Genomic DNA, 13,282 nt, shown 5'->3' on the forward strand with positions numbered 1-13,282 from the left:
CTATCAAGTTTTTATGATCCAGACTAGAAAAAGTCTGGGTGGATTGCCTCTTACCCGCAATCGGCCAGATGTCAGTTTGTTTTACAAACTAAGGATCTGGCCGCCTAAACACTCCGGAGTCGTGGGCGGGATTGAATAAAAATGAATGTCGAAATGTGAAAATGCTAGTGTGATGAAGAAAGACAAAAACAATAGAACCAAGATGCTGAATGTCCGCTTAACGCCTAAAGAGTTTCAGCAGCTTCTTCGAAAAGTACAAAGGACAACATGCAGAAAAACGAGTGAGTACGCAAGGAAGATCCTGCTTTCTGAGCCCATCGTTATCAACCATCGAAACCAGTCATTTGATGAAACGATGGTCGAGTTGACCCGTCTCAGACGCGAACTGACCGCTGCTGGTAATAACCTAAATCAAGCCGTCAAACGGCTACATGCCTTGTCCCAAATCGCCGACTTTCGCAGTTGGTTGGATGCCTACGAGAACGACAAAAATCAGTTTGTCGAGCTGGCGGAGGAGATCAATATTTACATCGGTAAAGCCGCGAAGATATGGTTGCGATCATAAAGACCGGAACGTCCATCCGCAGTACTTTTTACTACAACGAGAACAAGTTAAAAGAGGGAGTTGCAGAGTGCATCATGGCCGGAGACTACCCGGACGATGCAACAAATTTGACGGAGCAGGAGCATTTGAATATGCTTTTGAAACTGGCTGCATTGAACACAAATGTGGTTCGAAACAGCGTCCATATATCTCTAAACCTTGACCCTTCTGAGCAGCATTCGAAAGCACTTCTGGCGGAGATCTCGCAAGCTTACATGGAGAAGATTGGCTTTGGCAATCAGCCTTACTTGGTGTACCAACATTACGATAGCGGACATCCGCACATCCATTTAGTGAGCGTAAAAGTTGATGCAACCGGTAGGCGAATTGAAACGCAGAACATCGGACGGAACCAATCAGAAAGGGCGCGAAAAGAGATTGAAAATGAGTTTTATTTGGTAAAGGCATCGAGCAAAAAACAACAGCAATCCGAGCATTTGAAGCCTGCGATGGTTAATGCAAGCTAGGGTAAGGTTGCGACCAATAGGGCCATTTCAAATGTACTTTCTGGAGTTGTCGATAAGTATAAATTCACTTCAATCCCCGAGTTAAATGCGGTTTTGAACCGCTACAATGTGGCGGCAGATCGTGGAAATGAAAAGTCCAGGACTAATTAGAAAGGGGGGCTTCATTACGGGCTGCTTAATGCGAAGGGGGAACATGTTGGAGTTCCCATTAAGGCTAGCGACTTTCACCAAAAGCCGGCATTAAAATACCTGCAAACCCGGTTTGAAATTAATGAGCAACTGCGGCAAACAGACAGGCTAAGAGTCAAAAACGCGATTGATTTCACGTTGTACGGAAAGACGAATGTGACACTTGATCGGCTCATTAATATTCTCGAACTTGATGGAATCGACACGGTTCTCCGAAAGAATGATAGTGCGCTGATCTATGGAATTACTTACGTTGATCACCGCTCGAAAGTAGTTTTTAACGGAAGTTCTCTTGGTAGAAATTATAGTGCAAAAGACATCCAGGAGCGCTGTGTGGCTATTGATACAGCGATGGCTAACAGGCTATCAAATACGCAAAAACAAGAGCATCCAATGGTAAGTAATGGACAGTCAGCCACATCAAAAAGCTAGTTGTTAGCAACTCCTCAGCAGAGCAATGACGCCAGACTTGCCAATGGTGAGGAGTTGCTATTTGATCCTGTCAAACAAGATGGTTTTACACCAGCTGACCTTCGTGGAAGTAAACGTAGAAAGAAAAAAGAGTTCTCTCGATCGCTTTAAATCTGTTTTATTATGGCATCGAATACCGGCGAAAATGAGATAAGCCTTCGCAGAATAGCCGACATGACCCGCTTGATCAGTATCCTGGTCCTCGCATTGCACTTTTATTATTTCTGTTACCAGGCATTCCAAAATGGCACCTGACATCTTTAATTTCAGACCGGATTTTGGATAAAATTTTGCCGCAGGGTTGTTCTCTTCGTTCAGTAAAACGAAGATTGTGACAATCATTTTCTTAACCATTTCACTGGTCGGGGTGAAAGGTAAAAAGGGCGAAGATATACGGATAAAACCTGCCTGGATCAGTGTTTTGACCGGGCTCATAATCTATTTTTTAAGTGTTTTTATTCTGGAAACATCAGTCGAAGAGCAATTTAGATCAGCCCTGTATATGGTAATTACGTCAATTGGTTTCCTACTGATATTGTCCGGGGGGAGCCAGTTTTACAGATTGATAACCGCTCGTTTCAGTAACGACATCTTTAACAAAGACAACGAAAGTTTCCCTCAATTTGAACAACTTCTGGAAAACGAATACTTGATCGCTCTTCCAGCGGAATACCGTTACAAGGGCAAAACGCGGCAGAGCTGGATCAATATCATTAATCCTTTTCGTGGGGTGCTGGTGAGCGGATCTCCGGGATCCGGGAAGACATTTTTATCTTTCGACATGTGATCACTCAGCACATTGAGAAAGGTTTTTCGATGTGCGTTTATGAATTCAAATACAGCGATTTGACCCTGCTAGCATAAAATGCCTGGTTGAAAAACAAATCCAATTTTCCAGTCGAGCCGGCTTTCTATACGTTCTATTTCGATGACCTATCGCGTAGCCATAGATGCAACCCTTTAAATCCTGAGAGTATGCCTAACATTAATGATGCAGTGGAATCAGCACGTACTATTTTAATAGAATTGAATCGATAGTGGATCAAACGCCAAGGCGATTTCTTTGTCGAATCATCCATCAACTTTATAAAAGCTGTTATCTGATCTATTGCATACGGTGCTGTATGTATCGCGGCGATAATGTTTCCTGCTTCATTCTTCGACGTGTAGTCAAGTCTTGACTTGCTAGCAGCACCTTGTTTTGCCTTATAGATTTGTCAAGCTTATCGACGAACGCCATTTAGTGCCCGTGACGAGGATGAGTGTCTTCGGGCCTCTTAGTCGTTACTGAATTTTCGGGTGGTTCACAAATACCGTGGTTTAAACGAACTATTCTCCTTGACTGTTGATATAGTATTTGCAAGCTGTGAGAGCCCTTATTAGTTTAATCAATGAAATATGTGACACGTTTAACTGTAATCTTTCCCATTTAGCTTTACTGATAATTGATCTAAAATCCGTGCAACTTCCTTAATCCACTCCACAATCCGGATATTCTTTTCTTGCAAAACAACCAATCGTTCGAAATTGTCGCTATTTCTAATATGCAGGGCCAAAATTCGGTCTTGTACTAAGGATAATCTCTCATTGTTGAAAGAATGGTATCTGGTTGAAGGGGTTGATTGTTTCATCTGAGCTCTGGTGATAGTTCCCTGGAAGCCTCCAGGTTACCCTGATTACAGTGGTTTCCACTATCAGGAATAATTTTTTTACTTGGCTCCGGCTTTGAATTATTCTTAATAGAATGGGACCAAACATACCCGGATTTGATAAACCTAATTTGGATAAACTTGAATTTAGAAGTATTGAAGAGTTAGAAGCCTATGAACAAATCCTTAATGGAAATAGGTTGAAATGGCAGCTTCAAATTGATCAGCTGACAAAAATGCTGTATCGGCTTTACAAGATCAAAGTCATGGATTAGCTGACCATTAACAGGTATGGATTTAAAAGGGCCGTTTTTTTACCAATCTGAATATATGGGCAATAAGCAACTTTTAGTGATGATCGACGATGATACCGACGATCATGAAATATTTAAAATAGCCATCAACGAGCTTAATGAACCATTGCAATGCCTGTTCTTTTTAGACTGTGAATCTGCAATAGCACATTTTTCAATAAACACGTCAACACCTCCCGGTTATGTCTTCATCGATCTGAGGCTGCCCAGGATAGATGGTGACGAGTGTTTGGAAGAGTTGAAAAAGTTAAAACAGTTCGATGGGCCGTGGCTTGTGGCATATTCTTCTTCTATCCCGACGGAATACCGCAGCAAGCTATCCCGAATTGGGGTGGACCAGTTTATCGAAAAGACAGGGTCGATACAACAGCTTACCAGTCAAATACAGAATTTGCTCTTAACGAGCTAATTACAATTGATGCTGGATCATTCTTACACCAGCTGTTTACTCTTACAAATGGACAAAACAACCAATTCAACATGGCCGCAGGCCGATATCAAGTTGACAATACGAGAATTTTTGAAAGTTTATCAAAAAAACCCGTTGGCAATGGCTAAACTGCAGTCGCTTATTGAATCGCAACCAGCTCTTAAAGAAGGGTCACATCACTGGCGGCCCACCTCTGAGGACGGAAGGGAATTTACTTTACAAAGACCCCACACAGACAATCTTCCATACATTCTGGCCTGGTCGCAAATATTAATTGATCGCGAAGTCTTATGTGCGATAAATTTGGACCAGCGTAAGCAAGCCGCATTGTATGTGACAATAGATCAAGCCATGTATGCCCAAGATGAAAAACTGTACCGCTTGTTAGGACCTGGACAAATCCCGGCGGAATTAAATATAGAGGTTAGGAATGGAAAATCGGTCCGGCTTACCATACCGCCGAATACACTTGTCATTTATGGGAAGCGATCAATGCTTTTGTAGTTTTCAGAGAAAGTAAATGCTCACGGATGGATCGATAATTGCTAGGGCACCGCTTCGCAGAAATATTGGACATCAAAAAACTTTATGGCATTTATTGATAGAGTATTACAAACCCCATCATATGGGTGGTCTGATCAGGCAGGTGAGCTGATCAAACCAAAGGCAGGACAGATTTTAACGGAATTTTTTACCAGGTTGAATGTCTTTGCAGACCGCAGGAACTGGCTTCCCTTAATGAGCTGGGTCAAGGTGCTGTGCACAATACCATTACTGATGCTATTTCTTTTTAAGTTTATCAGCTTACCCTTATTTGCCGCAGCCTTTGTATATAGCATGATTATTATGGGCACGCACGGCACGATTTGGCATCACCGGTATTGTACCCATGGCGCATATAAGTTCCGCAACAAATTCTGGCGGATTGTCACGCAAAATCTGACTGTCAGCATGATTCCAGAAGAGATCTATGCAATTTCCCATCATGTCCATCATGCCAAATCTGACCAGCCAGGCGATCCCTATAATGCACGGGCTGGTTTCCTTTACTGCTTTCTGGCCGATGTCAACCATCAGCCCATTGCAAAAGAGCTGAGTGAAGCGGATTACAACCGTGTAAGGCTGCTTATGAAACATACAGGCGTTGAAGGCAATTCCTACAAGCAATATCAAAAATGGGGCTCTTACGTGCCCCCAGGTCAGGCACTTTTTGCCTGGCTGCTAAACTGGTCGTTTTGGTACTTTTTATTCTATGCTGTTGGGGGGCATGCACTGGCTTGTTGCCTTTTTGGTGCTGCCGGCTTTTGGGCCGTTGGCGTACGTACGTTTAACTATGAAGGGCATGGTAAAGGCAAGAATCTGCAAGTTATCGGCGTAGACTTTAACACAAAAGATCAATCTATAAACCAGGTTTGGCCTGGTATCGTTGCAGGCGAATGGCATAATAACCACCATTTGTACCCCAAGAGTGCACGTAGCGGTTTTAAGCCTTACCAGGTTGACTTAGCATGGTACTATATCAAATTTATGTATATGATTGGCGCAGTTACCAGCTACAAGGATTCAAAGCAGGATTTTTTAAAGCGATACCATACGCCATATTTGCAAAATCAAAAGGTTTAACTTGCTCCGCATAGCATTAATGCGTTGCTTATATACATCTGAGCTCAATTCAACTGAATTTATGGTAGGATTAGAACAGTAAGACTACAGTTGACATTTCAAACAACGTTTGTTAATGTGAATCAGCAAATCTATTCTTAGTATCACATGAATAATTGATTTTTCAATATCGGGGAAGCGATTGCCGATATCGGGGAAGTCAAAAATTTTAAATTTATATATATTTTATCTTTCCAGAATACTTAGGATACGTATAAGTGTTAGGTAATCCAAATTAGGCACGGTTTTTATGTATGGCGTTGACTTTCAAAAACTTATCGTACACTAAACTCCGCTGTTTATGATTTTAAAAATGGACAGGTTGCCCATCGAGCTACCAACACCCAACAATCCATCACCCAATGATGCCGCCGCTCTTCAGGAATTGCTAGGAGGCAAGTTTGGAGAAATGTCTACTTTGATGAACTACACTTTTCAGTCGTTCAATTTCAGGGGAAAGAAACGTTTAAAGCCTTTTTACGACGTTACAGCCAGTATTGCAGGTGAAGAGTATAGCCACATTGAAGTCGTTTCCTATGCAATCAATCTGCTTCTGACGGGAACAACCAAAAGAGGTTTTGACCCTGAGCCTGGCCCATTGAATGAGAGCGTCAATGCGCGCATTTCCCGCCATTTCTTATCCAGCGGACAAGCGTCGCTGCCGATGGACTCTATGGGTGACTGGTGGACCGGACAAAATGTGTTTAGTAGTGGTAACCTTAAGCTAGATTTACTTCACAATTTCTTCCTGGAATGTGGTGCCCGTGCCAACAAAATGCGCGTTTACGAAATGGTCACCGATCCTACGGCACGAGAAATGGTCGGTTTTTTACTGGTTCGTGGCGGGCTACACGTAGTGGCATATGCCAGGGCACTGGAAGTGCTTACGGGTGTAGCAGTAACGAAACTTGTTCCTGTTCCCGATTTAAGCAACAAGGCATTTAAGGAAACCAGGAAATACGAAGAGAATGGTGTACACCGCAAACTATATACGTTTAGCAAAGAAGACTATCAGACTGCTGGCTTAATTTTTAACGGGCCGCATCCGGAAGATGGTCAGCCATTAGAGGTGATTTTTGGTTCCCCCGAAGGATACCTAATGCCAGACCTAGAGGAGGAGCCACAACTTAATTCACCTGGTGAAGACGGCATTGATCCTGAAATGTTTGCCGATATTGCCAAAAAGCTAGGTATAAAAGTCTAAATGGTGCCAGATCCGAGAATAAATAAAAGGGGTCTAGTTATAACGAGGTTGCAAAAAGTAACCTCGTTATTTTTTGAAAAATATACAAAGCTCTTTTACTAATGAATATTTATAAAGAAGTCTAAGTGTACTTTGTTAAAACTTCGGTTTTTAAGACGGCCAAGTCATCAAGACGTGCGCTACCGGTATTGTTGTAAATTGCTTAAGCGGGTTATTTTACAAAAGACTTGCTGGATAGACAAAGCCAAGTTTTTTGGGTATTGCAATCAGAAGTTATTTGGGGCTGCACACCTTTTCCAGTAGTCGATCATCACTTTAATTGTTTCTTTAATTTCACCAAATTTACCGGGCTTAACAAAAAAGCCTTGTGCAGATGTGCTATATGCGTCGATAACTACCTGCTGGTTAATCGCAGTGGTAAAGTAAACGTAGGGAATGCATTTAAGGCTAAGTTCTGCATCGGTCTGCAGCTTTCTTCTAAGCTCCAGTCCATTTAGCTGTGGTAGGTTGATATCTGAAATAATAATGAAAGGTCGCTCTTGGCTTGAATAAAGGTAATCCAATGCGGACTGGCCATCTGAAAAATATATCCTTTGGTTAGGGTACCCGAGCTCATTGAAAACTTCTTCTAATACATACTGGTCATCTGCACCATCTTCTATGATGATAATTGGGCCATTTTTATCCATTTGGTAGTATCAGAAATTAAGGCTTAAAGTAGATGCAAACATATATACGCAGCTTGTCATTTTTAGATCACACTTACAAAAAGTAACATTTAAATAGGCGAGTGGTAAGTCACCGCTTGATTCCTTTAATGTTAAATACTGTGCTACCCTCAATAACTTTCTTTAAATTAAGCAACAATTATTTGGAAATGGGGCACTTACAGCCCGCATCCTGTACCTTACCTAACCTTTTTAATGAATTCAATTGAACCACATCATATTGTTGCCATCGGCGCATCGGCCGGGGGCCTTGATGAGCTGGTTGCCTTTTTTGAAAATACACCCCTGGATGGCGTCGCCTATGTTGTAGTCCAGCATTTATCTGCTGATTATGAAAGCAGGTTGGCAGAAGTCTTGTCCCGGTACAGCAAGCTGGCCATGGTTCAGGCGGTAGAAGGCATGGACTTGCGCTCTAATTTTGTCTATGTGATCCCCGGAGATAAATTTATGACCATTGAAAGGGGGCATTTACATTTAAATGATAAATCCAGTGTGCGTAGCCCGCACATGACCATCAACACCTTCTTATCTTCCCTTGCTTCTGACTTTGGTCCCAAAGCGATTGGCGTTATCCTGTCGGGCCTAGGCTCTGATGGCAGCGATGGCGTGAAAGCCATCAAAAAGGCAGGCGGGATAGTAATCGCCCGAAATCCGGATACCACTGAATTCAACAGCATGCCTTCCAATGCGGTTGCAACGGGAATGGTAGATTTTATTGTCGAGCCCCAAGCCATGCCTGCTACCATTCAAGATTACGTCCAGCGGGAAATTGATTTACTGGCGGCCAATATTTCGGATGAAGAGAACATGGCCAGTTTGATTGAGCTTATTAGCCAGCAGCTTCCACTGGATTTCTCAGATTACAAGCAGTCTACTATTCTGCGCCGGATCAAAAGAAGGGCTGCCTATAATAACTTTGAGCAGCTCGAAAACTACCTGGAATTCGCCAAAGGTTCCCCCAATGAAATAGACGCGCTTGCCAAAGATTTCCTTATCAGCGTGACCGCTTTTTTCAGGGACACCGAAGCATTTGATGCGCTGGAAAAACGCATTCTACCCTCCATCATTAAAAGTCTTTCCACTGGCCAGGAAATCCGAATATGGGTTACGGGCTGTGCTACTGGCGAAGAAGCCTATTCGATGGCAATCCTTTTGCGCGAGCTTTTGGGAGACAAGATCCAGGACCATGAAGTAAAAATCTTCGCTACCGATATTGACAGCGCTGCCCTCACGCATGGTGGTAAAGGCATCTACACTGCTGCCGTGGTTTCCAAGATGCCACAACCTTACCTGGAAAGGTACTTTGTGCAGCAAGGGGAAGATTACAAGGTAAGTGCTGCCTTACGGAAGATGGTCATCTTTTCCAGGCACGATCTGGTAAAAAACCCGCCTTACTGTAATATGCACCTGATCAGCTGCCGCAATTTGCTGATCTATATGACGCCGACGCTGCAACAGAAAATTTATCACATGCTCCTTTTTGGGCTTAAATCCGAAGGCTGTTTGTTTTTAGGGTCCAGTGAGAACCCCTCGCCCATATTGAAAAGCCTTAAAGTCATTGATAAAAATGCAAAGATCTATAAGAAACTGGATGCAGTCCCTTCGGTAAACTTTGAAACGTTTACCGTGCCGGAATATACATACCATAAGCCGGCCAGCTTAGCGGTTTCTCAGCCGGAAACAAATAAAACCCCCGACCGTACCCTGGATGGCGCAATCCATGAAACGGTACTTAATGAAGACCAGCGCCTGCTTATTTGTGTTGATGAAAACAATAAGGTGCTTAAATCTTATGGTCCTACCGATAGGTTCCTTACCCAAAAGATTTTGACCTCGGATCTGACAGAACTTCTGCCGGGCCCATTAAACATTGCCTTCAAGACAGCTCGCAAAAAGGTTAGTGAAACCCATAAAAATCAGTGGTAACAGGGGTGGTGATCCAGCAAGGACAGCAGACAATCCAAGTAAACCTTTCAGTTAGCCCGATGGTCTTCAAAGGTCGGCCAAATGGGTTCTTTATTGTACAGTTCACCGAGGATGAAGTTGCCGGCTTGCCGACAGGTGCCATGCAGTTTGACGAGAAGCTATATCTGGACGATTATACCAGGTTTTTAGAGCAAGAAAACAAAGACCAGAAAGAGCAACTGGCCGCATCCAGCGAAAAGTTGTTTGCACTCAACGAGAATATGCAGTCCTTTAATGAAGAGCTGCTCTCAGCCAACGAGGAGATGCAGAGTACCAACGAGGAGATGCAGTCCATCAATGAAGAGCTGCATACAATCAATGCGGATTACAAGTTAAAAAACCAGGAGCTAATAGAGCTTAACGATGATCTGAACAATTACTTCAAAAGCAATATCAATGGCCAGCTCTTTATCAGCTCGGACCTTCGCCTACTGCGGTTTTCCCCAGGGACGGACAGGCACATTAACTTGCTGGAAAGCGACATAGGGAGGCCTATCAGTAATATTTCCACTAATTTCAGGTTTGAAACCCTCTCTGAGGACATTAATCATGTCCTGGAAAACGGTTATTCCATTACCCGTGAAATCCAGGCCAATGACGGTAAGTGGTATCAGGTCATGACTATGGCCTATATCCAGCAGGTCAGCAATAAAAGGACCGGCGCAATCATTACTTTCAATGATATTACCGGCCTAAAAGAGATACAACACCAGCTGGACAAGAAGAATGAAATCCTGACCCGCATAAACGGCGACCTGGACAATTTTGTACATACTGCATCTCATGACTTACTTGGACCACTGAGTAATATAGGTGTAAGTGTCGGGTTATTAACTGAAATGCGGGCAGATGATCAAGAGCTGAGACCGATTCTAGATATTATTGGCTATTCAGTCAATAAGTTCCAGGGCCTGGTCAAGGACATCGGCAGAGTTGCCAGAATTGAAGACGAAGCCATTTTGACCGAGATGGTAGAGCTGAATGAAATCCTGGACAGTATACTATGGAGCCTGGGGGACAAGATTAGGCAGACCGGAGCGGTAATTACAAGCGATTTTAAAGTAGGTCAAATACTCTTTTCTAAAAAGAATTTGCGAAGCATCTTATTCAACCTGGTGTCAAACGCGATCAAGTACCGATCAGAACATACACCTGTTGTCACCATCCAGACTGCTACGGTAGGCGAATTCACTGCGCTGACAGTCCAGGATAATGGGAGTGGGATGGCCGAAAATGATATTGATAAAATCTTTCATAAGTATCATAGGCTCCAAACTGACCATGAAGGCCAGGGGATCGGGCTTTATCTAGCTAGAAAAATAATCGATGCTTCCGGTGGCAGTGTCCGCGTTGAAAGCACGCCTGGCAAGGGAAGCAAATTTATGATCTATTTTCCGATAGCCGGGCTACAATAATAGATAGCCAATGCGTGCTACTGTTAAGTGGCTTACCCAGATTGTCCACGTTCCATCACCAAATTACTATGGCAAAAAACAAAAAAGCCTTACCTGGAAAGGTTGTCGTCATTGGCACGTCTTCCGGTGGCCTGAATGCACTGAAAACATTGATCAACCAGCTGCAAGAAAACTTTCTAGCGCCTATCCTGGTTGTCCAGCATATTTCAGCTGATGCTACGGGCAGCGTTCTTTTGGACGTGCTTAACAAGCAAACCAATATTCATTGTCAGCATGCAATAAATGGGGATATCCTTAAAAATGGCCATTTATACCTGGCACCTTCTGATCACCATCTAATGATTGGTGATGACCAAAAGATCCTGGTTACCAAGGGCGCGCAGGAAAACCGCTCCCGGCCTGCGATTGATCCATTGTTCCGCTCTGCTGCTGTTGTTTTCGGCAGCAATGTGATTGGAATCTTGCTCACGGGTTACCTGGATGATGGAACGGCCGGGATGATTGCTATCAAGCGGTGCGGCGGAACATGTATAGTTCAAGACCCCTCAGATGCAGAATACCCCGATATGCCTGCCAATGCGATCAAACAAGTTGACGTTGATTTTTGTTTGCCCCTTATGGAAATGGGCGGGTTGCTGTATCAGCTCCTGGCAACAAAACCGGAAACAAGCGGGCCCATCCCAAAGGATATATTGACCGAAGCAAAAATTGCCAAACGCGTACTCAGCGATTTGCCGGCCGTCAATTCGCTGGGGGATCAGGTGCCTTTCAATTGCCCAGGCTGTGGCGGTGTTTTATGGAAAGTGGACAAAGGCCCCCTGACACGCTACCGCTGTCATACCGGTCATGCCTATACCGCGCAGGCCTTGATTGCTGAGCAAACTTTGAAGATTGAAGAGACGATGTGGACAGCCCTTCGGATGTTTGAAGAAAGAAGAAACCTTTTAACAACGTTTGCAAAAGAGCAAACCGGGGCAATCAAAAAATCAGCTCTCGAAAGGGCACAGCTTTCCCAAGTACACATTGACAGGATCAAGGCTATCCTGCTTGCAGATGACAAAGGGACTGCTCAGGATACACCCAATTGATGCTCACTTTTTTTCAGTATCTTATCAAACATAAAAACAGTAATGGTTATGAATAAAAAGGGACCCATAGTAATCATAGAAGACGACATGGACGATCAGGATATCCTGTCTGAAATTTTCAAAGAACTTAATTATGAGAATGAGCTGGTTTTCTTTGCAGATGGCGTGCAAGCTTTGGAGTACTTGACACACATAAATATTGAACCCTTTCTTGTTCTTTCTGACATCAACATGCCAAAATTAAATGGGATGGAGTTGTATGAAAAAATTCATAATAACGAGGATTTAAGACTCAAATCAATCCCATATCTTTTCTTTTCTACAAGTGCCGAACAAAAGCATGTCATCGAGGCGTATTCAAGGTCGATCCAGGGATTTTTTATCAAACCAGGTAATTATGATAGATTAAAAAAAATGATAGTAAAAATTGTAGAGTACTGGCAAGAATGTGAATCACCTAACTATATTAAAAATGCTCAGTAATAATGTGATAAGGTATATAGCACGTCAAGATCCTGCCCTGGCGGTAGCTACGCTAATTGATAGTTTAAGAAACCGGGAGTAGAGAAGTGGGTATTTGAAAAATAAATACCCACTTTAAAGTTCAGTGAAAGGCAACTACTCCCTGGTTGGTCCGGGCATCACTCCTAATTGTTGTAACAATCCAACAGTATCCATAATGATCCGGCTTTCAGAAAACAAGTTATTGCTGACAACATCAATTACTACGCCCCAAACTTCAACTTGCTTATTGGTTGAGGGGATGCCCATAAAGTCCCCTTGATGCGTTCCTGTCCAGGTAAACCTGGTTACAACCTTTTCGCCTTCTGCGATTTGTTCATTTACGCTCCAATGCATATCCGGGAATCCGGTAAACATCGAATTGAGTGCGAACTTTAATCCTTCTCTGCCTGGTCCTTGCCCTGGAAACGGAAGATGTTCGATAAAATCTTCAAATACAAGATCATTGGTGGAATCCAGATTTTTGTTATTTATGACTTCCTCTATGAAGCCAGTCATAAATTTTTTGTTTTCTTCCAAGCTCATGGGTTGCTGTTTGGTTACGTAAAAGGGTTCAGTATATGCTTGCAAAAAT

16 protein-coding genes are annotated in these 13,282 nt (G+C 43.1%); 13 read left to right on the top strand and 3 right to left on the bottom strand.

All coding sequences use genetic code 11. From position 1 onward, the window contains the following. The first annotated feature begins 172 nt into the window (after positions 1–172). The 4 genes from L0659_RS07605 to L0659_RS07615 all read left to right on the top strand — a co-directional run bounded on the left by L0659_RS07605 (position 173) and on the right by L0659_RS07615 (position 2,518). The gene (locus L0659_RS07605) at positions 173–565 is read left to right on the top strand and encodes a plasmid mobilization protein (RefSeq protein WP_235125168.1); all 393 of its coding nucleotides are present in this window, start codon (positions 173–175) and stop codon (positions 563–565) included. Further along, a complete protein-coding gene (locus tag L0659_RS07610; RefSeq protein ID WP_235125169.1) occupies positions 550–1,071 on the top strand; it encodes a relaxase/mobilization nuclease domain-containing protein in 522 nt (173 codons plus the stop codon). Before L0659_RS07605 ends, L0659_RS07610 begins: the two co-directional genes overlap by 16 nt. A gap of 783 nt (positions 1,072–1,854) precedes the next feature. Next, a complete protein-coding gene (locus L0659_RS26300) occupies positions 1,855–1,986 on the top strand; it encodes a YWFCY domain-containing protein (RefSeq protein ID WP_255727008.1) in 132 nt (43 codons plus the stop codon). A gap of 46 nt (positions 1,987–2,032) precedes the next feature. Then, positions 2,033–2,518 carry a YWFCY domain-containing protein gene (locus tag L0659_RS07615; RefSeq protein ID WP_255727009.1) on the top strand — a complete coding sequence of 162 codons (486 nt, stop codon included), beginning with the start codon at positions 2,033–2,035 and terminating at the stop codon, positions 2,516–2,518. Positions 2,519–2,836: 318 nt separating this feature from the next. On the opposite strand, the gene L0659_RS26490 is transcribed toward L0659_RS07615, so the two are convergent. After that, positions 2,837–2,971 carry a DUF4113 domain-containing protein gene (locus L0659_RS26490; protein WP_409018810.1) on the bottom strand — a complete coding sequence of 45 codons (135 nt, stop codon included), beginning with the start codon at positions 2,969–2,971 and terminating at the stop codon, positions 2,837–2,839. Between the two features lie 504 nt (positions 2,972–3,475). Between L0659_RS26490 and L0659_RS07620 the strand changes: the two genes are divergently transcribed. The 5 genes from L0659_RS07620 to L0659_RS07640 all read left to right on the top strand — a co-directional run bounded on the left by L0659_RS07620 (position 3,476) and on the right by L0659_RS07640 (position 6,990). Then, positions 3,476–3,655 (top strand): hypothetical protein, encoded by a 180-nt coding sequence (locus L0659_RS07620; RefSeq protein WP_233796358.1) that lies wholly within the window; start codon positions 3,476–3,478, stop codon positions 3,653–3,655. A 16-nt stretch (positions 3,656–3,671) separates the two neighbouring features. Continuing rightward, positions 3,672–4,103 (top strand): response regulator, encoded by a 432-nt coding sequence (locus L0659_RS07625; protein WP_235125170.1) that lies wholly within the window; start codon positions 3,672–3,674, stop codon positions 4,101–4,103. Between the two features lie 48 nt (positions 4,104–4,151). Beyond that, positions 4,152–4,628 (top strand): hypothetical protein, encoded by a 477-nt coding sequence (locus L0659_RS07630; RefSeq protein WP_235125171.1) that lies wholly within the window; start codon positions 4,152–4,154, stop codon positions 4,626–4,628. Positions 4,629–4,712: 84 nt separating this feature from the next. Then, entirely contained in the window at positions 4,713–5,747 is a 1,035-nt protein-coding gene (locus L0659_RS07635) for a fatty acid desaturase (RefSeq protein WP_235125172.1), read from the top strand. Between the two features lie 340 nt (positions 5,748–6,087). Continuing rightward, positions 6,088–6,990, top strand: coding sequence for a manganese catalase family protein (locus L0659_RS07640; RefSeq protein ID WP_235125173.1), 903 nt, complete (start codon positions 6,088–6,090; stop codon positions 6,988–6,990). 266 nt (positions 6,991–7,256) lie between these two features. On the opposite strand, the gene L0659_RS07645 is transcribed toward L0659_RS07640, so the two are convergent. Beyond that, positions 7,257–7,679: a response regulator gene (locus L0659_RS07645; protein ID WP_235125175.1), complete on the bottom strand. Its 423-nt coding sequence runs from the start codon at positions 7,677–7,679 to the stop codon at positions 7,257–7,259. A 234-nt stretch (positions 7,680–7,913) separates the two neighbouring features. Here L0659_RS07645 and L0659_RS07650 point away from each other — a divergent pair, with 234 nt between their 5' ends. The 4 genes from L0659_RS07650 to L0659_RS07665 all read left to right on the top strand — a co-directional run bounded on the left by L0659_RS07650 (position 7,914) and on the right by L0659_RS07665 (position 12,669). After that, a complete protein-coding gene (locus L0659_RS07650) occupies positions 7,914–9,644 on the top strand; it encodes a chemotaxis protein CheB (protein WP_235125177.1) in 1,731 nt (576 codons plus the stop codon). Next, positions 9,638–11,098 (top strand): ATP-binding protein, encoded by a 1,461-nt coding sequence (locus tag L0659_RS07655; protein WP_235125179.1) that lies wholly within the window; start codon positions 9,638–9,640, stop codon positions 11,096–11,098. The genes L0659_RS07650 and L0659_RS07655 overlap by 7 nt, the downstream gene beginning before the upstream one ends. 68 nt (positions 11,099–11,166) lie before the next feature. Continuing rightward, a complete protein-coding gene (locus L0659_RS07660) occupies positions 11,167–12,186 on the top strand; it encodes a chemotaxis protein CheB (protein WP_235125180.1) in 1,020 nt (339 codons plus the stop codon). 48 nt (positions 12,187–12,234) lie between these two features. After that, on the top strand, positions 12,235–12,669 hold the full coding sequence (locus L0659_RS07665) for a response regulator (protein ID WP_235125181.1): 435 nt from the start codon (positions 12,235–12,237) through the stop codon (positions 12,667–12,669). 135 nt (positions 12,670–12,804) lie between these two features. Here the strand turns inward: L0659_RS07665 and L0659_RS07670 are convergent, their stop codons facing one another. Then, positions 12,805–13,233 (bottom strand): ester cyclase, encoded by a 429-nt coding sequence (locus L0659_RS07670; protein ID WP_235125182.1) that lies wholly within the window; start codon positions 13,231–13,233, stop codon positions 12,805–12,807. Positions 13,234–13,282: the final 49 nt, after the last annotated feature.

It is taken from the genome of Dyadobacter sp. CY347 (assembly GCF_021502655.1).
In the GTDB taxonomy this organism is placed as follows: domain Bacteria; phylum Bacteroidota; class Bacteroidia; order Cytophagales; family Spirosomataceae; genus Dyadobacter.

Coding starts and splice junctions, on each gene's coding strand:
- L0659_RS07605 (WP_235125168.1), top strand. CDS start 173: ATGAAGAAAGACAAAAACAATAGAACCAAGATGCTGAATGTCCGCTTA.
- L0659_RS07610 (WP_235125169.1), top strand. CDS start 550: ATGGTTGCGATCATAAAGACCGGAACGTCCATCCGCAGTACTTTTTAC.
- L0659_RS26300 (WP_255727008.1), top strand. CDS start 1,855: ATGGCATCGAATACCGGCGAAAATGAGATAAGCCTTCGCAGAATAGCC.
- L0659_RS26490 (WP_409018810.1), bottom strand. CDS start 2,971: ATGGCGTTCGTCGATAAGCTTGACAAATCTATAAGGCAAAACAAGGTG.
- L0659_RS07620 (WP_233796358.1), top strand. CDS start 3,476: ATGGGACCAAACATACCCGGATTTGATAAACCTAATTTGGATAAACTT.
- L0659_RS07625 (WP_235125170.1), top strand. CDS start 3,672: ATGGATTTAAAAGGGCCGTTTTTTTACCAATCTGAATATATGGGCAAT.
- L0659_RS07630 (WP_235125171.1), top strand. CDS start 4,152: ATGGACAAAACAACCAATTCAACATGGCCGCAGGCCGATATCAAGTTG.
- L0659_RS07635 (WP_235125172.1), top strand. CDS start 4,713: ATGGCATTTATTGATAGAGTATTACAAACCCCATCATATGGGTGGTCT.
- L0659_RS07640 (WP_235125173.1), top strand. CDS start 6,088: ATGATTTTAAAAATGGACAGGTTGCCCATCGAGCTACCAACACCCAAC.
- L0659_RS07645 (WP_235125175.1), bottom strand. CDS start 7,679: ATGGATAAAAATGGCCCAATTATCATCATAGAAGATGGTGCAGATGAC.
- L0659_RS07650 (WP_235125177.1), top strand. CDS start 7,914: ATGAATTCAATTGAACCACATCATATTGTTGCCATCGGCGCATCGGCC.
- L0659_RS07660 (WP_235125180.1), top strand. CDS start 11,167: ATGGCAAAAAACAAAAAAGCCTTACCTGGAAAGGTTGTCGTCATTGGC.
- L0659_RS07665 (WP_235125181.1), top strand. CDS start 12,235: ATGAATAAAAAGGGACCCATAGTAATCATAGAAGACGACATGGACGAT.
- L0659_RS07670 (WP_235125182.1), bottom strand. CDS start 13,233: ATGAGCTTGGAAGAAAACAAAAAATTTATGACTGGCTTCATAGAGGAA.